Here is a 20,455-nt window from a genome sequence, read left to right on the forward strand (position 1 = left end):
TCCAGTTAGACGACGAAGCCGCCGTCGACCTCGAAAACGCTGCCGGTGATGTAGGAGGCGCGTTCGGAAACCAGGAAAGACACCAGGTCCGCGACCTCTTCCGGCCTGCCGAACCGGCGCAGCGGAACGGCCCGGAGCATCTTCTCGCGGGTCGCTTCGCTCAGCTTGCCGAGCATGTCGGTCTCGATCAGCCCCGGCGCGACGGAGTTGACGCGCACCCCGTACCGGCCGACCTCCTTGGCCAGCGCCTTCGTGAAACCGAGCACGCCGCTCTTGGCCGCGGAGTAGTTGGTCTGCGTGGGATTGCCGTGCACGCCGGACACCGAGGACAGCGTCACCACGCTTCCGGCGCGGCGTTTGATCATCCGGAACACCGCGGGACGGCACGCGTGGAAGACGCCGTCAAGGTTGGTGCGCAGGACACTCGACCAGTCCGGCTCGGACATCAGCGCGAGCGAACCGTCCCGAGTGATCCCCGCCGACGTGACCAGTGCGTACGGCGCACCGAACTCGTCCGCCGTACGCTCCACCCACGCTGTCACTGCTTCGCCATCGGCCACGTCGACCTGGCTGGCTTGCACCCGGACGCCCAGATCACGGACCTCCTTGACGAGAACGTCCGCCGCAGTTTGGTTGCTGTGATAGCAGAAGGCGACGTCGAACCCGTCCTGTGCGAGGCGGAGCACGACTGCCCGGCCGATCCCGCGAGAGCCGCCAGTCACGAGTGCGGTCCGGCTCATCGCGGTTCACCGCCGAGCTGCAGCAGCGCGCAAGCCACCGAACCGTCGTCATCGCAGGCGGTGACGACGATGTGGTCCTGCTCGCCGCGGTCAGCACCGTCAGCAATGCTGAGCACCGACGCCAAACCGAAGAGCGCGGTCGCCGCCGAGGTGTCACCGATGAGATCCACCGGCGGCACGCGATCCGTCACTGCGTCGCCGAAGAGCTGTCGCAGCGTCGTGTCCTCAGGCCGGTCCGACCCAATGGGGAAGCCGCTGCCGACCGCCGCCCACACCCGTTCCGCCGCAACGCCAGACCGTTTCAGCAGCGAGGACACGGTGGCGTGCAACGTTCCGGCGAGATCCCCGTCGAGGCAGATCCGCGAGTCGATGCCGGTGAGCGTCGCCAGCACACTGCGCGGATCCGCCGAGTCCGCAGGTTCCAGCAGAAACATCGCGCAGCCTTCGCCGAGCGTCGCCGCTCCGCCGCGCCGATGGTGTTCAAGCCAGGACCGCGCGGCGGAATGCTCCTCGGCCGCACCGCACAACACCTGCGCCGCACGCTCGGTCATCAGCAACCGGCGGGCGTAGTTCAACGCCTGCAACCCAGTGGTGCGGCCAGCGGCGATCGTCGCGTTGGGTCCCTTGAGCCCGTGCCAGATCGCGGCCTGTCCAGCCGCGCAGTTCATCACCGTGCCGGGAACGGCGGCGGGCTCGACGTGGTCAGGCTGCTCGCCGGTGATCGACGCGCGCGTCAGGTCCATCATGCTCTGCGCACTGCCGGTCGTGGTGCCGAGCACGAACCCGATGTGCTCGCGGTCGCCGTCCGGAGCCAGCTCCATGTCGGCGAGCAGCTGCTGCGCTGCCGCCACGGTGAGCCCGCTGACCCGGTTCATCGCCCGGGTCTTCTTGCGGCCGAACATCTCGCGCACGTCGAAACTGGGCACGACAGCCGCCTCGCCGGGCCCGCCGGATTCGGCGACGGGCTCGCGCCGGGAGCGAACGCCGTCGGCGAACGCTTCCCGGCCGTAGCCGAAGGGGGAAATAGCCGTCCAAGCCGAGATGACCGGACGGTGCCGGGCTGGTGCGGTCACCGCGCGGTCTCCTTTCGGGGCTGCCGCTCGTACCGGCCGAGCAGGACCACGGCGTTGTTCCCGCCGAAGGCCCAGCCGTTGTTCTGCACGATGTCGAGGTCGGCGTCGACGGATTCGTTGGGCACGCAGTCCACCGGACAGTCCGGGTCGGTGTCGCGGTGGTTGATGGTCGGCGGGATGAACTGCTCGGTGAGCGCGATCGAACAGCCGATCGCGGCCAGCGCGCTCGCCGCGCCCATCGAGTGCCCCAGCATGGATTTCATCGACACGGTCCGCGGCGGCTTCGGTCCGAACAGGTCGCGGATCGCCGCGGATTCGGTCATGTCGTTGGCTTTGGTGCCGGTGCCGTGCGCGGAGATCAGGTCGATCTCGCCGGGCTTGACCCCGGCGTCGGCCAGCGCAAGTTCCATGCAGCGGGCGATCCCGGCCTGATGCGGCGCGACGGGATGGTGCGCGTCGCAGGACATCCCGTACCCCAGCACTTCCGCGTAGATCCGGGCACCGCGGGCGAGCGCGGAGTCCAGGCTCTCCAGCAGGAGAATGCCCGCGCCCTCGCCGGTGAGGATGCCCATCCGGTTGCGGTCGAAGGGACGGCAGCAGTCCGGGGCGATGCTGCGCAACCGGTAGAACGAGGTGAACGTCTTGCGGCACAGCGCGTCCGCGCCGCCGCAGAGGGCGAACTCGGCGTCCCCGCACCGGATCGCGTCGAGCGAGTTGCCGATGGCGTAGTTGCCCGCCGAACACGCCGTCGCGATGGTCCCGGTCTCGACGTCGGTCAGTTCCAGCTCGCGCGCGATCGACGTGGCGAGCCGGCCCGCGGAGGTGCGCCGCACGAGTCGCGGGTCGAGACCGGCCAGCCCGGCGGAGAGTTCCTGCGCCACCAGGCCGTCGAGTTCGTGCGCCTCGCCGTCGGTGCTGCCCACCGAGACGAGCGTGCGCGCGGCGCGCAAGGTTTCCAGCGGCAGCCCCGAATCCTCGACGGCGAGGCGCGCGGCAGCGGTGGAGAACCGGCTCGCCCGGCCGAGATCGCCGGGGTCGAGCGTGCGGATCCACCGCGCGGGCTCGAAGTCGGTGACCTCGCAGCCGTTGTCGTGGGCGAACCCGGTGGTGTCGAACACCGAGATCGGCCGGACGTTGCTGCGCCCGGCGCGCAGTGCGGAGGTGAACTCCCGGACCCCGATGCCGATGCTGGACACGACACCGCATCCGGTGATGACGACCCGGCGTCCGATGCTCGTCGACATGGTCTCTACCAGCTCGCGGATTCCGACACGACCTCGTACACCGCGCGCAGGTTGGTCATCCTGGCGAACTGGGCCTGGTCGATCGTGACGCCGAACTTCTTCTCCAGCGCGGCCAGCACGTCCATCAGCGACAGCGAATCCGCCTCGTGGTCGTCGGCGAAGTCGCTGGTTTCGGTGAGCTCGGCGTCGTCGAGTTCGAGGTGCGTGCAGACGATCTCGCGGATCTGCTGCATGCGTTCGGAGACGGCTGTCGTCATGGGGGCACTCCCGATAGTCAGGGACCGGTTCTGGGGATTCGGCCCGAAACTAGCGGCGAGCGGTGACACCCTTCTGACCTCGTTCTGACAGACCCCTGACGCGCCAGGCCCGTCGGCGCGCTGTCAGCAGCCGGTCATCGGGTGCTGCCATGCTGACGCTCGTGAACGACGGCTCAGTCGAGAAGCCGGTCCTGCATCAGAATGGACTGGTACAACCGCCGCAGCCCCGGCCCCGGCTCCAGGCCGAGTTCGGCGCTCAGCCACTGCCGCGTGCTGTGGAAGACGGACACCGCCTCGCCCTGCCTGCCGTCGCGATAAAGCGAGATCATCAAGTACTCGCTGAGCCGCTCGCGGGCCGGGTTCTCGGCGACGAGCTGTTTCAGGTCATGGGAAAGCCCATGATGCTCGCCGACCTGCAACCGCGCGGAGATCAGGTCTTCCTGCACGGTCAGCCGATGCTCGTTCAGTTGTTCAGCGGCCATCCGGCAGCGAGTGCAATCGGCCACGTCGAGCAACGCCGGCCCACGCCAAAGCCGCAACGCCTGCTCGAACACGGTGATGGCAGCACGCGGATCCTGCCCGAGCAAGCTCGCGCCGCGCTGCGCCAGAGCGGAGAACCGATGCGCGTCGACCGCCTCGGCGGGCACGGTCATCAGATAACCGCTGCTGACCGTGCGGACCACCTCGCGCTCGCCGGTCACGTTGAAGACGAGCTTCCGCAACCGGGCGATGTTGGCCTGCAACGCGTTGCGCACGTTGGAGACCGGTTTGTCGGCCCACAGTTCGTCCGCGAGCGTGTCCAGGGACAACGGCACCCCCGGCGACAAGGCCAGCAACGCGAGCACGGTCCGCACCTTTCGCGACGCGACTCCGTGCCTCCGGCCGGCTTGCCGGAGCGTCACCGATCCCAATAGCTCAATTTCCATATCTACCCCTGAGGAAAAATAGCCCGTCTCAAGTGACCCCACGCACCGAGCTGTCGGCCGAGCCGAGCATGTCAGAACTTGAAAAGACGGTCTACCTCCGATTGGGGTAATGAGTTGGCGTCATGTTCGACAGTTTCGGGCGCCGAATAGGAAGGACCCTCCCGATTTACCGCCCCCGACCTCCCGATGGTGGTGCTGGCACCAGTCAGGACAGTGGTGTTACCTCCCCCAAGGCCCTCTTCTTCGGCGAATACCTTGTCGTACTCGCCGGTACGGTGTTGAATCAATTAACGCTGCCGGGGCGTTGCCGCTTATTTCGATCCAGGACGACTTCTATTTGCAGTTCCGGGCAACATTTCTGCCCGTAGTCGCCGATTCGGACGAATGGTTATTTATTAGCGTCCCGGCGACGCAGGGTGTTTCTGTTGTTCCCCAGAGTTGTCCGCGGCATTCGACATCGTGAACGGACTGCCCCGCCTCTCGACTGCTGGGACAGAATCACGCTATTGCGCGAGTGCAATCTCCTGGCTTCGGCCAGTCGAGTCGTAACAACGTAATTTTGTGAACTTCCATACCTTCGGCCGGAACAGCCGGTAGCTGCGGTGCGGCTGATTCCTGCTCCCGACAACCTCCTAAGCGCCCGCATCGCCGGGCCACAGAACCCGGGCGACCGAGCGGGACCGAAGGGGGTCTGGGTGCCCGAGGCTGCAGCCACCATTCGCCCGGACCCATTCGAACCCGGCCACCGCCACGCGCGGGAGACGATCCCGAAGCCAGGCTCGCGCAAGACGCAGCCTGACGGTCGGCGACGAAGCCCGCCGACGCATCGAACCCACCGCGGACATCGCCGACCGGACCTGGAGCCACAGCCCGCTTCACGAGCCAGGAAGGCGCTGCGGGACACCTCGCCCACCCTCTGGCGGAGCACCGCGGATCGCCGGACTGCTCCTTGAACTGGACGCCGGAACGACCCGAAGCGGCGAACCCGAGAATGCGTTCTCCGCCCCGCACTCCCGCAACAGCCCGCTAGACATCGACGCGAGAACCACATCAGCGCCCAACGCCATCCAGCTGCAACTGGGCCTCCGAACGCAGAGCGCAGACCGGCAACACCCGCCAGGGCGATCGACCCGGATCATGCCGCAAACACGAAAAAAACCCTCCGATCACCACAGAGGTGCGATCGAAGGGTTTCTGTCCAACTTGTGGAGCTAAGGGGACTCGAACCCCTGACCCCCTCACTGCCAGTGAGGTGCGCTACCAGCTGCGCCATAGCCCCGAAGCAGAGGTGAACTCCGCATCTCGTATGGACATACAGTACACCCCGCCTCCGAGGCCTTCGGCAGGGGGTCGGTTACCTGTCGGAGGCGCGCTCGAAAGCTGCGCCAAGCTGGTCAAGCCCGCGCCTCCCTCTCCTGCGTCGGGCGCATTAGTGCAGGTCGACTGCCCTTCCTGACTTTTCTTCAGGTTTGCGTTGAGCGCAGGTGTGCCCGCGATTACATTCCTCCGCAGTCGCGCTAGCGAGCCGACCCCTGCCATGCGGCGGACCGCATCCCGGCAGGGGCCGCCCGACGGCCCGTCTCGGCAAGGAGGTGGCGATGGGTCCCGAATCACGGAGAGTGGCTGCCCTGGTGCCGACACCTCCGAACCCGGCTGGCGACCTCCCCGCGCGGAACAGCGGCGCGCTGCCCCCTCAACCCCTCGCGGCAGCCGCCGGGGCGTGGCCTGGCCAAGCCATGACGGCGGACACTCAACGAGCCGTCGCTCAGTCTCAGCCCAAGCCTGTCCCGCTGGTCCGCTCGTACATCGGCGCCGGAACAAACGCGCACGATTGGCACTTTCACCTCACCCGTGAGGGCGATGCGGAGACGACCACCCGGCGCTCTCGGCTTCCTTTTTCAGCGGACGAGAGCGCTCCGGGAACGTGCCGCACCGCTCTCCCGCCGCATGTGCCGTTCCCCGAGGTCGACCCGCGATGGCCAGCGCATCCGGCCGCGGCTGTTGTCGATCTTGACTCCGGCCGAGACAGCGAATCGCGCCCGGACGGGCCGGCCGCCGAACGCGCGAAGCCGCAGCGGCCCGGCCGTCATGACGCCGCCAACCGGTCGTTCACACTGATCTCCGTGGGTGGCACTACTTCTCCGCCGCCGGGACAAGTGGACCTGGGGCCGAACGTCGTCGTTTTCGATCCGTCGATGCCGAGCGCGAGCATCCAGTGCAAGCTGGACGAGATCTTCGCGGAGCAGGAGAAGAACCAGTTCGGTTGTCAGCGCTACGCGGTGCTGTTCAAGCCGGGCACGTACTCCAACGACGTGAACGTCGGCTTCTACACCCAAATCCTCGGACTGGGCAGCACGCCCGACGCTGTGACGATCGACGGTGCGGTGCACGTCGAGGCGGACTGGTTTCCCCCGAACAACGCGACCCAGAACTTCTGGCGCGGCGCGGAAAACCTGTCAGTGAACCCCGTCGGGGGCGCGGATCAGTGGGCCGTCTCGCAGGCGAGTCCGTACCGTCGGATGCACGTCCGCGGCGACCTCCGCCTCGACCACGGCGGCGGCTGGTCGAGCGGCGGCTGGATCTCGGACACGAAGATCGACGGCCAGGTCCGTTCCGGGTCGCAACAGCAATGGATCTCGCGCGATTCGCAGTTCGCCAGCTGGGGCGGGTCCACCTGGAACATGGTGTTCGTCGGAGTGGACGGCGCACCCGACGGAACCTTCCCGGACCCGCCGTACACGACGGTCGACCAGACCCCGATCGTGCGCGAAAAGCCGTGCCTTCAGGTCGACGAGTCCGGGCACTACCGAGTGTTCGTGCCTGCACTGCGGACCAGGACCTCTGGGGTCACCTGGGAACGCGACAGCGCACCAGGCGTTTCGCTGCCGATCGAGCAGTTCTTCATCGTGAAGCCCGGCGCGACTGCGGCCGAGATGAACGCGGCCCTGACGGCGGGCAAGAACCTGCTGATCACCCCAGGCGTCTACCACCTTGATCAGCCGCTGCACGTGACTCACCCGGACACCGTCGTTCTCGGCCTCGGCATCGCGACCTTGGTACCGGACGGCGGGATCACCGCCATCAAGGTCGGCGACGTAGACGGGGTGAAGATCGCCGGCCTGCTGATCGACGCCGGGACCACCTCGTCGGCCATGCTCATGGAGGTCGGCGACCCCGGGTCGGACGCAGACCATTCGGCGAACCCGACCTCGCTGCACGACGTGTTCTTCCGCGTCGGCGGTGCCGCCGCCGGAAAAGCGCGCACCAGCCTCGTCATCAACAGCAACGGTGTGATCGGCGACCACCTGTGGCTCTGGCGAGCCGACCACGGAGCTGACGACAGCCACGTCGGCTGGAGTTCTAACACTGCCGACACCGGCCTGGTCGTGAACGGGAACGACGTGACCGTCTACGGGTTGTTCGTCGAGCACTTCCAGAAGACTCAGGTGACCTGGAACGGAAACGGCGGACGCACCTACTTCTTCCAGAACGAGATGCCCTACGACGTCCCCGACCAGGCCGGCTGGATGAACGGCGAGGCGGAGGGCTACCCCGCCTACCAAGTCGCCCCGGACGTGACCAGCCACGAGGCCTGGGGCCTGGGCAGCTACTGCTTCTTCAGCACGAACCCGTCCGTAGCCTGCTCGCACGCCTTCGCCGCCCCAGCCGCCCCGGACGTGCGGTTCCACGACATGGTGACGGTTTCGCTCAACCACCAGGGAACGATCACCCACGTGATCAACGACGTCGGCGCGACCACCCCGGCGGGCACGAAACCGGCGAACTTGGTGCGCTATCCGTAGCCACCACCTGGACAACCGGTGCCCGCCGCGGTGGCGGCCGTGGCGGGCGCCGGTCCCTGGTTCTGTTGCTTGCCACGAGGGCCGCCGGGACACCGTAGGCTGTGCCGTGTGAGCCAGCCGATCCTGATGACCGTCGACGACGACCCCGCCGTTTCGCGGTCGGTGGCGCGCGACCTGCGTCGCCGCTACGGCAAGGACTACCGTGTCATCCGCGCGGACTCGGGTGCCGACGCCCTCGACGCGCTTCGCGAGATCAAGCTGCGCGGCGACGCCGTCGCGGCGATCCTCGCCGACTACCGCATGCCGCACATGGACGGCATCGTCTTCCTGGAGAAGGCGATGGACCTCTTCCCCAACGCCCGGCGCGCGCTCCTGACGGCCTACGCCGACACCGACGCCGCGATCCAGGCGATCAACGTGGTCGACGTCGACCACTACCTGCTCAAGCCCTGGGACCCGCCCGAGGAGAAGCTGTACCCGGTGATCGACTCTCTCGTCGAGACCTGGCTCGCCGTCGGCGATCGTCCGGTGGAGGAGACGAAGCTGATCGGGCACCGGTACTCGGCGCCGTCGTTCCGGATGCGCGATTTCCTCGCTCGCAACGCCGTGCCGTACCGGTGGTACTCGGTCGACGACGAAGAGGCCGGCCGTCTTCTCCAAGCCGCTGGCGCGTGCGAGACCGACATCCCGGTCGTCGTGACGCCGGACGGCACGGTGCTGAAACAGCCGTCGGGAAGCGAGATCGCCGATGCGGTGGGCCTTTCTACCCAGCCCGCGCAAGACTTTTACGACCTGGTGGTGATCGGCGGCGGCCCGGCCGGACTCGGTGCCGCGGTGTACGGAGCCTCCGAGGGGCTGCGCACTGTGCTCGTCGAGCGCAAGGCCACCGGCGGCCAGGCCGGAACCAGTTCCCGGATCGAGAACTACCTGGGCTTCCCGGACGGAGTGTCCGGCGCGCAGCTCACGGATCGAGCCCGCCGCCAGGCGCAGAAGTTTGGTGCCGAAGTGCTCACGGCACGCGATGTCGTCGGCCTGGAAGCGCGCGGGTCGAGCCGCGTCGTGACTTTCGGCGACGGATCCGAGATCGCCGCACACTCCGTGATCCTTTCCAGCGGTGTCAATTACCGCGCGCTGGAAGCCGAGGGAATCGAGGAGCTGACCGGCCGGGGCGTCTACTACGGCTCCGCGGCGACGGAAGCGCCTGAGTGCTCGAACGACCACGTGTACATCGTCGGCGGCGCGAACTCCGCGGGACAGGCCGCGGTGTTCTTCGCTCAGCACGCCACCGACGTGACGCTGCTGGTGCGCGGCGCGTCGCTGGAGTCTTCGATGTCGCACTACCTGATCGAGCAGATCGCTGCCATCGAGAACGTCCACGTCCGCACGCACACCACGGTGCTCAAAGCTCACGGGGACGATCACCTCGAGTCCATCACGGTCTGCAAAGACGGCGTGACCGAGAAACTGGACACGGAACACCTCTTCATCTTCATCGGAGCCGCTCCGCGCACGGAGTGGTTGGGGAAAGGCGTCCTCCGGGACGCCCACGGATTCGTCCGGACCGGCCCAGACCTCGTGGAAGACGGACGCAGGCCGCCGGGATGGACGCTGGACCGCGATCCGCATTACCTGGAGTCGTCAGTGCCCGGCGTGTTCGTGGCCGGAGACGTGCGCTCGCAGTCGGTGAAACGCGTGGCGTCCGCCGTCGGCGAGGGCGCCATGGCCGTGACCCTGGTCCACCGTTACTTGGAGGAACAGTGACTCAGCCCGCCTTGCCGCGCGAGGAACTGCGCGGCCTGTTCTTGTTCGAACATCTCTCGGACGCACAGCTCGATTGGATCGAGCAGAACGCGGTGCGCGAGGAGTTCAAGGCTGACTCCGTGGTGATCCGCGAGGGCGATCCGGCCACCTGCTTCTACGTCCTGCTCAACGGCGCGCTGCGGATGACCCGCGTGGTGGCCGGAGCCGAGGTCGAGATGAAGCGGTCCGACCAGCGCGGTTCCTATTGCGGCGCAACGCAATTCCTGGCCTACCAGGACAGCGAAGCCACCTATGGTGCGACGATCTACGCGGTCAGCGACCTGACCTTCCTCACGCTTCCCGCCGCCGAGTTCGCCGTCGAATTCCGGCAATGGTTCCCGATGGCAGCGCATCTGCTGGAGGGGATGTACCTCGGCTGGCGCAACACCGACGCGCTGGTGTCGTCGCGGCGCAGGCTCGTCGCCCTCGGCGAGCTGTCCGCAGGGCTGATGCACGAACTCAACAACCCCGCCGCGGCCGCGGTACGGGCGACCGCCGCGCTGCGGGAGCGGGTCGCCGGCATGCGGCACAAACTGGCGATCCTGGCGAAGAAAGACATCGATCCGGATCTGCTCGAGCTGCTGCTCGACGTGCAGGAACGCTTGGTGAAGCAGGTCGGCGACGCCCCCAAGCTCACCGCGATGCAGCAGGCCGACCGCGAGGACGAGATCGGCGACTGGTTCGACGACCACGGCATCGACCAGGGCTGGGACCTCGCGAGCATCTTCGTCGCGGCCGGGCTCACGCCGAAGAACCTCGACCACGTTCTCGAATCGGTGGGCGAAGGGCTCCTCGACGGCGCGATCCGCTGGCTCGCGTACGCGCTCGAAACCGAGATGCTGATGGGCGAGATCGAAGACTCGACCAGCCGGGTCTCCACGCTCGTGGGCGCGGCGAAGCAGTACTCGCAGATGGATCGCGCGCCGCACCAGTTCATCGACGTCCACGAAGGACTCAACTCCACACTGGTGATGATGTCGGGCAAGCTCGGCGAAGGCATCCGCGTGGTCAAGGAATACGACTGCTCGATCGACCGGATTCCCGCCTACGCGGCCGAACTGAACCAGGTGTGGACCAACATCATCGACAACGCCGTGGGCGCCATGGGCGGCGAGGGAACGCTGACCCTGCGCACCTGGCAGGTCGGGAAACAGGTGCGCGTCGAAATCGGCGACACCGGGCCGGGAATCCCGGAAGAGGTGCGCCAGCGCATCTTCGAGCCGTTCTTCACCACCAAGGGCGTGGGCGAAGGAACTGGTCTCGGGCTGGACATCTCGTGGCGGATCGTCGTGGAACGGCATTCGGGCGACATCAAGGTGACGTCGGAACCGGGCGACACCCGGTTCGAGGTCTGCCTTCCGGTGGAGGAACAAGCGTCGCTCTGAACGCGCGCTCGCCTGCGGACGCCCGGCATGGGACCGGGGTCTTCGGCTTCTTCGGAGCAGTTCTGCGGTGACTGTCATCGGTGGCATCCCCTCGGAGCGAATTGACGGCTCGATTCCGAGGTTAGCCGACCGCACCGACAGGATTTCGGGCTGATTTCGCGTTTCCCTTGTGCGCCAACGGTTTTCGATCTATCCCCGATCGAGTGATGATTCCGAACGGATGTTCGAGCACTCTGGATCACGGCAGTGCCGCGTCCATTGCTCGGGCCCACAGGGGGCTCGGTGGGCGCCGCTGCCGGTTCAGGGGAGGGACCGTGATCCGAATCCGGGAAGTGTCAGTGTCATTGCCGCTGTCGTCAGCCAGGTCAGCATGTCCGGCAACGGAATCCGGGCGAGCCTTCCGGGCCATTCGTCGGCTGCGATCGTCAGCGCGAGCTCGTCTTCGTCCGGACGGATTCCGGTCAGCCGCAACCCTTTCGGCAGATCCGGGAGCGGGAGCACGATCGGCCGGATCCGCTTCGGCGGACGCCTCGCCCACCGTCCGAGGCGGAGCGCGGTCGGGGTCAGCACTATTGCTTCGTCTTCGATGCCTGCGACGAGGGTCAAATGCCCCCAATGCGGATGCTTTCGCCAGCGCACCCGGAACCCTTCCGGATGCGGCGTCGCGATCAGATCGGGACGTGCCGCGGCAACCCGCTCCCGCACCACAGCGCCGCTCACTTCTATCTCGAGTTCGACAGAGCCTGGAATCACCGCTGGCGAAGGCAATCCTCGAAGCCGTACGTCCTTGGCGAGCACGGTTACGCGGCGCAGCGGAATGCGGTCGACGTCTGGCTGGCTTGCCGAGTCGGCTTCGCGGCTGGCGGACGGCCGCCCGGAGTTCCGCCGAGAAGTCGGTTGCTCAGATTCGTGCGGTTCCGCGTTTGGTGCGTCAGGTGCCGAGCTGGACTGCCGCGTTGCGGCACCTGGTGTGGCTTCCGCGATTCGGCGATCACGTTGCGCCTGAACAGAATCCGACGATGCCGTCGTCTCTAGTCGACCGGATGGGCGCGCGGCGGTTCGGCCGTCGCCGGGCTGCTCGATGCGGCCAGGCGCAAGACCAGCCGTGTCCGGCGAGCCGTCCGTGTTGCTCGGCTCGTCAGCGGGAGGTCGCGTGCCCTTCTCAGCAAGCACGCCGGATGCGCCCGAGGTGGTCGGGGCCTTCGTTCCACCACGCCCGTTCGACGCTGCTGCAGCCGCTTCGTATCGAAACGAGCCGGCAATGCCGGCAAGGTTGCCAGCGGCGTGCTCAGCGGGGCCCGCCGAACTGCCCGGAACGGGCCAGTCGACGTCTTCCGCGACTATGCGTACGTCTCCCACTCGACCGGTGGCCAGGCGAAGCGAATCCGCCGGGTAATCGAGTTCGGTGAGGGTCAGGCCGACTTCGTGGCCTTGCACCGTTGTCGTAAGGCGACGGCCTACCAGTTGCTCGGTGACAGTTCGGGCGAGCGCGGCCGGGGTCGCGGGCAGCAGTGCCCGGCCCGCGGCGGCCAGGCCCGACAGCTCGGGCCAGGGCACCCAGGCATCGAACCATCGGCCTTCGCTCATCCGGCCATCGTATGGCCGTCCTGAAGCGACCGCTCCTCGCTGTGGCATGAGCCGCGTAGCGGAGCGGAAGGGGCCGATCACGCAACCGGTCGGGCAACAGGCGACACGGCGCATGCAGCGGCCCCGGTAATTCTGGTCACCACCAGCCAGAATCCGGTGGCGGCGAGACGCTTGCCGCCGTGTTCAGCACCCAGTCGGCAGGCGAGCGAACTAGGCTTGGCGAATGCCCGAACACGAGCCGGAGCCACCCGGCATCGAGACGGTCGAGGACCGCGTCTACCGGCGGGAAGACTGGTACGCGGAGGAGTTCACGGCGCGGCGGTTCGTGCGCTGTGAGTTCCACCAGGTCGATCTCACCGAGGCCGTCACGCGCGGTGTCACCTTCCTGGACTGTGTGTTCGGGAACGTCCAGTTCAACGCTTCGCGGCACACCGACACGGCGTTCACCGGATGCGTGTTCAAGGGGTGCAACCTCTTCGACGCCGAATTCACCGGATGCAAGCTGGTCGGCAGCCGATTCCAGGACTGCGACCTGCGGCCGTTGCGCGTAACGGGCGGAGACTGGTCTTTCGTCGGATTGAACGGTGCCGACCTGCGTGGAGTCACGTTCCAGGGTGTCCGGATGCGTGAAGCGGATCTCACCAAGGCGAAGTGCTCGGGCGCCGTGTTCGCCGACGTGGATCTGTCCGGGGCGGAGCTGCAGGACATCGACGTCACGCGCGCTGAGCTGCGTGGGAGCGATCTGTCGTCGCTTGACCTGACGCGTGCGTCGCTGACTGGCGCGATCGTGTCCCCGGAGCAGGCCGCGGTCCTCGTCACGTCGCTCGGATTGCAGGTGCGCGGGTAGTCTCGCGTCCAAGGGCCGAGCTGCTGGGTATGTCCGGAAGGAGCGCGATGGGAGTCGTCACACCAGGCTTCACCGGACGCGCCCGTGGTGCCAACCCGCGACTGCCGCCAGGTCAGTATCTCGCCGAAGACTTCCCGGTTCTCTCGGCCGGGCCCACCCCTCGGGTGAGCACCGAACGGTGGGAATTCGCGGTGGTGACCGAAAGCGGCGAACGCCGCTCGTGGTCGTGGCCGGAACTGATGGCGCTGCCCAGCGAGAAGATCACAGTCGACATCCACTGCGTCACCCAATGGTCCAAATTGGACACTCATTGGCGCGGCGTCTCAGTGGACACGCTCGTCGGGGACCTCGACACAGCCGCTGATTACGTCATGGCGCATTCCTACGGCGGCTACACCACAAACCTTCCGCTCGCCGACCTTCTCAGCGGGCAGGCGTGGATCGCCTATGAATACGGCGGCAAGCCGCTCACTCCGGAACACGGCGGTCCCGCCCGGCTGCTGGTGCCGCACCTCTATTTCTGGAAGTCCGCGAAATGGGTGCGCGAGCTGCGACTCGCAACAAAGGACGATCCGGGCTTCTGGGAAGCGGCCGGCTACCACGACTACGGAGATCCATGGCGGGAACAGCGGTATCAGGGCGACTAGCATGGCGCGTCGCCCGGCTCGCGGAGATCCGGCAGGAGACACCGACCGCGCGAACGCTGGTCTTCGACATCCCCGGGTGGCCAGGCCATCTCGCGGGACAGCACGTCGACGTTCGTCTCACTGCAGCTGACGGCTACACCGCGCAACGCAGCTACTCGCTCGCCGCACCGGCGAACGGAGACCGGATCGAACTGACCGTGCAGCGGGTAGCCGACGGCGAAGTGTCCGAGCACCTCACCGGCCCTTACGCGGTCGGCGACCCGGTCGAGATCCGCGGGCCGATCGGCGGCTGGTTCGTATGGCGTGCCGCTGATTCGACTCCGGTGCTGCTCGTCGCCGGTGGTGCGGGCATCGTCCCGCTGATGTCGATGATCCGGGCTCGTCGCGAAGCTGGCAGCAAATCACTCTTCCGGCTGGTCTATTCGCTGCGCACCCCGGCGGAGCTGTACTACGCCGAGGAACTTCGCCGTCCGTACGCGGGGCTGGACATCACTTACGTCTACACGCGAGAGCTTCCGGAAGGGCTCTCCGGCATTCCGCGGCGCATCGACGTCGCCACGTTGAGCACCGCCGCATGGCCAGCTGAGCTCGAGGCCACCACGTACATTTGCGGGCCGACCGGGTTCGTCGAAACTGCCGCGGACATCATGCTCGCGCTGGGACATTCGCCGCAGTCGATCCGGACCGAGCGTTTCGGCCCCAGCCGGGACTGAGGCCGTCCACGAGTCAATGCACGTTCGGCTTGGCGAGCAGTTCGCGCAGGGTCGCGAGCAGTTCGCGACGGTCCGCAGCACCGAGCTTGCCGCGGATGCGGGCCATGTGGTGTTCGACAGTCTTGCCGGAGATGAAGAGTTTGCTGCCAGCTTGTTTGTAGGTCAGCCCGTCGACCACCAGGCGCGCGACTTCCAGTTCTCGTTCGCTCAGCGCGCTCAAGCCGGTCGAGGCGCCTGGCGTCGGGGCGGAGGATTCGAGACGTCCAGTCGTGCCTTGGAACTGTCGAGCTGCTTCGAGGAGTTGGACCATCGCCTTGCGGTCTGAGGTGCGAATCGCGGCTTGGCCGGCCAGGCGGGCAGCGTCCCAGCAAAGATCCAGCTCGTGAAGTTCCGCGGCCGCTGCGGAGATTTCGCCCGGATCAAACGTGCCGCTGAGCACGGCAAGCCAGCACCCGGCGGCGCGGGCGAGCGCGGCCGGATAGCGGCCGCAGTCCGCGAAGCGGTTCAGCGCGGCCAGTTGCCGTTCCGCAGTGGCTCGGTCTTCGGTGGTGATCGCGGCATGCAGTTCGTGCCAGCACAGCGAGACTGTCCACAAAGGAGGATTGCCGAGCCGGTCCAGCATGGCGTGAGCGCCCTCTAGCCGCCGGGACAGCTTGGCGTGCGCACCGGTCCGAGCGGCTGCGATTGCCAATTCGCCCAACGGCAACAGCGTGAACAAGTCCACTTGCTGACGCATGGACGCCTGATACGCCCGCTCCCACGACTGTTGCAGTCCGACCAGGTCGCTCGCCCGCCGGGCGAGACCGAGTTCCAGCGTCGCGAAGAACAGTTCGTCGCGGGCTTCGAGTTTCGTGCCAGCGAGGGCGTCCCGGTGTTCAGCCGCGGCGGCGAGGTGGCCGCCGGTCATCGCGACCCAGCCGAGCAGCAGCCGGTGCCGAGTGGCGAGCAGGTCACCGCCGACGCTGCTGGCAAGTGCTCGTTCCAGCACCGATTCTGCGAGCGCCAGTTCACCAGCGTGCAGGCCGGCGAGTGCGGCGAGCGCGGCCGGACTGTCCGGAAGCGGCGCACCGCCAACCGCCGGCTCGAGCATTGCCGCAGCACCTACGAGCGTCGGCAACGCCTCTGTCCCGCAACCGAATACCGATTCCACGATCCCGCTCGCTGTTCGCGCTGCGGCACCGGTGAACAACGTCGGCGCGACGCCCGGCATCGGGACGGTGGCGACCGCTTGGCCGTCGGTGGGCTGACCGGTTCCGACGAGGGCGATCGTCGCGAACGCATCGACTGCGCCAGGGCCCACCCAGCGATAGCTCTCGCCATTTTGTTGGGGCGACGCCGGGAAAGAGGCATTCCCGTTGGGAGCGTAAGTGGTGGGTGCCGGGGAGGCGGGATCGTTCGGAACGTCGGCAGCGTTCGTGAGGTGGGGGAGCGCAGAGGCTGCAGAGCGCGTTGAGTCGGCGTTTGCGTCTTGACCGCTCGTTGCTGCGGCATTGGGGTTTTCGGTACCCGTCGGGATGGAGCCGTTGCCGCCAGCGTTGGACGACGTGGCGGCGGCGTGTTGACGAGACCAGTTATCCGTGGCCGCAGCCCAGCGGTACAGCTCCGCAGTTCGAGCCAGTTCGCCGCGGTGGGCCAGGACGGTCGCGGCGATCTCCGCACCGGCGGCTCGAGCTTCGGGGTCTTCGCCGGACAGCATGCCGTCGCCTAGGCGGAGGGCGGTGTCCAGATCCCCGGACAGTGCGGCGGCGCGGGCCCAGCCAGTGGTAGTCGCGGCGTCGCGGGCGCCGGCTTCGGCTGCGGCTTCGAAGAGGCGTGCGGCGTGCTTTGGATCGGTGGGGAGCGCTTCGCTTGCCGCCGTTGCGAACGCGGTTGCTGCGGAGGCACCGGAGCTGCCGGCGTCGAGGAGTGAGGTCGCGAGGTCGAGTACGGGCAGACCGCGGGTCAGCTGTGCTTCCACGAGTTGTTGCAGGACCGCTAGACGCCGGGCAGGCGGTCCGTAAGCGCGTACTGCTTCGGCGGCGGCAGGAAGGAGTATGTCTTCGGCGTCGAGGAGACCGGTTGCGCGGGCTCCGTCGACGACTTCGGGCAGTTCGTCTGGTGTGCGCTCCAGCAAAGAACAGAGCAGGTCGAGGTTGCGGGCCGCGCCGGCTTCGGCGGCGATGAGGTAGCGGAGGACGTCGTCGTCGAGTGCGGCCAGTTCGGCGCGGAAGTCGGCGAGACGGGCGGTTACGACGCGTTCCACGAGGCGGGGGACGCCGCCGGTGCTGGCGTGCAAGGCAGAGGCGTCCGCGGTGCGGCCGGTGAGTTGTTTCGCGAGCTTGCCGACTTCGTCGACGGTCAGCGGCGGCAGCAACAGCATTTCGCCGAGCGCCCGCAATGCTTGCGCGCGAGGGTTTGGACGATGTGCCACCACGAGCGGTCCCTCTTTGGCAGCGGCGAGCATGGTGAGCCTGGTCAGGTCTTCGTCGTCGAGCTGGTCGGCGTCGTCGACGACGGTGGCCTCGACACCTGCCTCGCGGTAGCTGCGGTCGAGGGCACCCAGCAAGGCAGTCTTGCCGTAGCCGCCCGGTGCCACGACTACGAGCCTGACTGGGGCCGCGGGGGTGTCGGCGAGTTGTTCAAGGAGGCGGCGGGCTGCGGGGTGGACGGCGTCGTTGCCGGTTTTCGCCAGCAGTGCGTTCAACAGTGACCTTCACCGGAGGGAGCTGTGGCTGGGTGGGCGCACGAACTCAGGACAGGGGGACGGGGAGAAGCGGGTTCCTTGTCCGCGGTCGCTTCGTGTGACGTGAGGACCGCGATCAGGATCGAGGAGCTGACCGCCAGCACGGCCGCAGCGGCGGCGAGTGGTCGCCAGCGACGCATCAGTTTGGCAGCGCCCTCGGGCTCTGGCAGCGTGAACGGAGTGATTTCCACCGGCGGCCGCTCGGGTCTCTCGGGAAGTTCGGGTTCTCGGTCGACTCGCGGCAGCAAGGTGGTTTCGGGAGCAGGGGCCTCCCGCCGCGCGAGGGGCCTCGTCCGTTGGCTGGCGAGGATCCCGGCTCCGATGGCGGCCGTATCCGCAGGTTGGGGGCCCGCGAAAAACGGGCAGGGCAAACGTCCGGGGCGGACGCCCTGGCTTGGTTCGCCGCAGAACACGATGCCGGCCAGCGACTCCGGGGTGACATTCGCCGCCTGCGCGAGACCGAACGCGGTCGTGACCGCGGCACTCGGGGCGACGCCTTCGGTGCTGGTCCGGGCGATCCATCCGCTGGCTCCCGAAGCGGTCGCCAAAGTGACGGTGACGCCGTCCGGGCCGAACTCGCACACCGCAGCCGTTCGGTCGCCCGCGCCGGGCTCCGGGAGGTGCGCGTAGAGCGCGGCGACCGCGCTGGGAACGAGGGTGACCGCGTTGAAACCGGACTCCGCGAGCGACTGGCGCAGAAGGTCGCGTCGGTAACCGCCCCAGTCACCGGGGTGGGTGACGACGAGCTGGCGCGGCGGCCCGCCGGTCTGGCTGGCCGCGACGTCGGCGATGCCTTCGACGAAGACTGTTGTCAGGGATTCCGGCGTGAACGGTTCGCTGCCGATGAAAACCGGCACATCGTCCCCGACACGGCGGTGGAATCCGGTGATCAGCCGGGACGGCACGGCGGCGCCGGCTTGCGCGGCCGCATCGCCGGTGAGCAGGTAGCCCTCGTCGTCGAGGAAGAGCGCGGTCGCGGTCGCCGGAGACGTCTCGCCCAGCCACAACGGCTCGGGATCGTCCCACCGGTCACCTTGCCTGCGGCGGAGCGCGGCGTGGGTCCGGGCAGCGCCGAGGTCGATGCCGAGCACGTAGGGCACCGCCGCTTCCTCCCTTCGTCGCAGTCAGGGTTCGGCCAAGGGGCGTAACTCACTGAACGGATACGCATCCTCACCCGTTCGGGTCAGACGGGCAAGAGTGGGGTGGGATTTAACCCAACCGGGTTCCGCGTGTCCGATCCCCTAACTCCCTAACGATCTCATATCGACCCCCTAACGGCTGAGCGAGGCGCGACTGGGTGTAAACCCCGATGTGAGCGGGGGTGCCCCGTCCCTACCTTGGGCGCCACGCCCGGCCGGGGAGGGCCGGGCATTCCCCGTAATCACTACAAGTGGAGATCCCCCCATGGATTCGGTGCAGACTCTGCACGACTTCACGCTCACCTTGCTCCAAGACCCGTCCGCGCTCGCCGCTTTCGGCCAGGACCCGCAGGCCGCGCTGGCCGCTGCCGGGCTGGGCGACATCAGCGCCGCCGACGTGAACGAGGTCGCGCCGCTGGTGCTCGACTATGTCCCGGTGGACCACCTGGCCTCTCTCGGCCACCTGCCCCAGGCGGGCGACCTGACCACTGCGCTCGGCGACGGTCCGCAGGGCGCGATCGAGCAGCTGCAGGCGCTCACCGCTTCGCTCGGCGGTGCGGCCGCCTCCGCGGGTGCGCCTCAGCTGCCGGGTCTCGGCGAGCTCCCGGCGGTGCCGGGCTTGGGTGAGCTGCCCGGTCTCGGCGAGCTGCCGGCCGTCGGCGACCTGCCCGTCGTCAGCGACGTGGCCGGTGCTTCGGCGCTGCCGACCGCCGGTGACCTGCCGGGCCTTGGCGAACTGCCGGCGGTGCCGGGTCTGGGCGAGCTCCCGGGTGTTGGCCAGCTGCCGGGTCTCGGCGAGCTGCCGGGTGCCGGTTCGCTTCCGGGCGTTGGCTCGCTGCCGGGTGTCGGCGACGTCGCCAGCGCTCTGCCGGTGGCCGGCGAGCTGCCGTCGGTTCCGGCTGTGCCGGGTCTCCCGGCCGCTCCGGCGCTGCCCGCGGTGCCGGGTGTCGGCGACGTGCAGAACGCTGCCGCGTCGGTCACCGCGTTGGTGCAGAACCCGACCAGTGCACTCGCCCTGGGCAACGACCTGGCCAACGGGCTGGACTCCAGCGCCGTCGCGCAGGCGAGCGGGCAGGCGGCCGCTGCGGCTGACGGCACCGTCTCGCAGGTGCAGCACGTCGGCGGCGAGCTCGCCGCGGCTTCGCCGGTCAACGTCAGCGACCTGCCGGTCGCGAACTCCGGTGCGCAGGTCGCTGACCACGCGAGTGAGGCTGGCGGCGGGATCGCTGGGCACGTCAGCGACGCTGTCGGGACTGTCACCGACAACGTCGGCAGCCTGAGCAACACGCTCAGCGCCAATGGCCTGAACCACGCTGTCAACGGCGTGACCCAGCAGGCGCACTCGCTCATGTCGCACGGCGACGCCGAGCGTTCCGACGCCGCGACCGAGACGCACACCGGGACCGACGCTGGCGTCGGCATGGTGCACGACACCGTCTCGACGGTTTCCGACCTCGGGCACCAGGGCCTCGGCCTTGACCTGCACGCCGGTGCGGAGACCTCGCACGGCGGCGGTGAACTGCACATTTCCCTCTGAGCAAGGGTAATTCGGGAGTGGCTCCGCGGTCTGGG

At 67.9% G+C, this 20,455-nt stretch carries 15 protein-coding genes and 1 tRNA gene; 7 read left to right on the forward strand and 9 right to left on the reverse strand.

The features are described 5' to 3' along the window. Positions 1-5 precede the first annotated feature (5 nt). The 6 genes from fabG to ACWDNU_RS03970 all read right to left on the reverse strand — a co-directional run bounded on the left by fabG (position 6) and on the right by ACWDNU_RS03970 (position 5,519). Positions 6-740, reverse strand: coding sequence for a 3-oxoacyl-ACP reductase FabG (gene fabG / locus ACWDNU_RS03945; protein WP_370939835.1), 735 nt, complete (start codon positions 738-740; stop codon positions 6-8). Further along, positions 737-1,813 (reverse strand): beta-ketoacyl synthase N-terminal-like domain-containing protein, encoded by a 1,077-nt coding sequence (locus ACWDNU_RS03950; RefSeq protein WP_449667663.1) that lies wholly within the window; start codon positions 1,811-1,813, stop codon positions 737-739. The genes fabG and ACWDNU_RS03950 overlap by 4 nt, the downstream gene beginning before the upstream one ends. After that, positions 1,810-3,057, reverse strand: coding sequence for a beta-ketoacyl-[acyl-carrier-protein] synthase family protein (locus ACWDNU_RS03955; protein WP_449667664.1), 1,248 nt, complete (start codon positions 3,055-3,057; stop codon positions 1,810-1,812). The genes ACWDNU_RS03950 and ACWDNU_RS03955 overlap by 4 nt, the downstream gene beginning before the upstream one ends. Before the next feature lie 5 nt (positions 3,058-3,062). Beyond that, entirely contained in the window at positions 3,063-3,314 is a 252-nt protein-coding gene (locus tag ACWDNU_RS03960) for an acyl carrier protein (RefSeq protein WP_037812007.1), read from the reverse strand. Between the two features lie 173 nt (positions 3,315-3,487). Continuing rightward, the gene (locus ACWDNU_RS03965; RefSeq protein ID WP_370939832.1) at positions 3,488-4,240 is read right to left on the reverse strand and encodes an AfsR/SARP family transcriptional regulator; all 753 of its coding nucleotides are present in this window, start codon (positions 4,238-4,240) and stop codon (positions 3,488-3,490) included. 1,206 nt (positions 4,241-5,446) lie between these two features. Then, positions 5,447-5,519: transfer RNA gene (locus ACWDNU_RS03970), tRNA-Ala, on the reverse strand. A 916-nt stretch (positions 5,520-6,435) separates the two neighbouring features. Here ACWDNU_RS03970 and ACWDNU_RS03975 point away from each other — a divergent pair. From ACWDNU_RS03975 to ACWDNU_RS03985, 3 genes are all read left to right on the forward strand, one after another. After that, a complete protein-coding gene (locus ACWDNU_RS03975) occupies positions 6,436-8,043 on the forward strand; it encodes a coagulation factor 5/8 type domain-containing protein (RefSeq protein WP_449667715.1) in 1,608 nt (535 codons plus the stop codon). A 108-nt stretch (positions 8,044-8,151) separates the two neighbouring features. Then, entirely contained in the window at positions 8,152-9,804 is a 1,653-nt protein-coding gene (locus tag ACWDNU_RS03980) for an FAD-dependent oxidoreductase (protein WP_370939831.1), read from the forward strand. Further along, positions 9,801-11,228 carry an ATP-binding protein gene (locus ACWDNU_RS03985; RefSeq protein ID WP_370939830.1) on the forward strand — a complete coding sequence of 476 codons (1,428 nt, stop codon included), beginning with the start codon at positions 9,801-9,803 and terminating at the stop codon, positions 11,226-11,228. The genes ACWDNU_RS03980 and ACWDNU_RS03985 overlap by 4 nt, the downstream gene beginning before the upstream one ends. 300 nt (positions 11,229-11,528) lie before the next feature. Here the strand turns inward: ACWDNU_RS03985 and ACWDNU_RS03990 are convergent, their stop codons facing one another. Continuing rightward, positions 11,529-12,929, reverse strand: coding sequence for a hypothetical protein (locus tag ACWDNU_RS03990; protein ID WP_449667665.1), 1,401 nt, complete (start codon positions 12,927-12,929; stop codon positions 11,529-11,531). 109 nt (positions 12,930-13,038) lie between these two features. Between ACWDNU_RS03990 and ACWDNU_RS03995 the strand changes: the two genes are divergently transcribed. The 3 genes from ACWDNU_RS03995 to ACWDNU_RS04005 are packed head-to-tail and all read left to right on the forward strand — an operon-like array spanning position 13,039 to position 15,022. After that, on the forward strand, positions 13,039-13,662 hold the full coding sequence (locus ACWDNU_RS03995) for a pentapeptide repeat-containing protein (protein ID WP_449667666.1): 624 nt from the start codon (positions 13,039-13,041) through the stop codon (positions 13,660-13,662). A gap of 47 nt (positions 13,663-13,709) precedes the next feature. Further along, the gene (locus ACWDNU_RS04000) at positions 13,710-14,309 is read left to right on the forward strand and encodes a sulfite oxidase-like oxidoreductase (protein ID WP_449667667.1); all 600 of its coding nucleotides are present in this window, start codon (positions 13,710-13,712) and stop codon (positions 14,307-14,309) included. Continuing rightward, the gene (locus ACWDNU_RS04005; RefSeq protein ID WP_449667668.1) at positions 14,279-15,022 is read left to right on the forward strand and encodes a ferredoxin reductase; all 744 of its coding nucleotides are present in this window, start codon (positions 14,279-14,281) and stop codon (positions 15,020-15,022) included. Before ACWDNU_RS04000 ends, ACWDNU_RS04005 begins: the two co-directional genes overlap by 31 nt. A 13-nt stretch (positions 15,023-15,035) precedes the next feature. Here the strand turns inward: ACWDNU_RS04005 and ACWDNU_RS04010 are convergent, their stop codons facing one another. Continuing rightward, positions 15,036-17,705, reverse strand: coding sequence for a LuxR C-terminal-related transcriptional regulator (locus tag ACWDNU_RS04010; protein ID WP_449667669.1), 2,670 nt, complete (start codon positions 17,703-17,705; stop codon positions 15,036-15,038). Beyond that, positions 17,702-18,844, reverse strand: a complete 1,143-nt coding sequence (locus ACWDNU_RS04015) for an Hsp70 family protein (protein WP_370939826.1) — start codon at positions 18,842-18,844, stop codon at positions 17,702-17,704. The genes ACWDNU_RS04010 and ACWDNU_RS04015 overlap by 4 nt, the downstream gene beginning before the upstream one ends. Before the next feature lie 304 nt (positions 18,845-19,148). Between ACWDNU_RS04015 and ACWDNU_RS04020 the strand changes: the two genes are divergently transcribed. Further along, positions 19,149-20,420 (forward strand): IniB N-terminal domain-containing protein, encoded by a 1,272-nt coding sequence (locus ACWDNU_RS04020; RefSeq protein ID WP_449667670.1) that lies wholly within the window; start codon positions 19,149-19,151, stop codon positions 20,418-20,420. Positions 20,421-20,455 lie beyond the last annotated feature (35 nt).

Source organism: Amycolatopsis sp. NPDC003676, assembly GCF_053587275.1.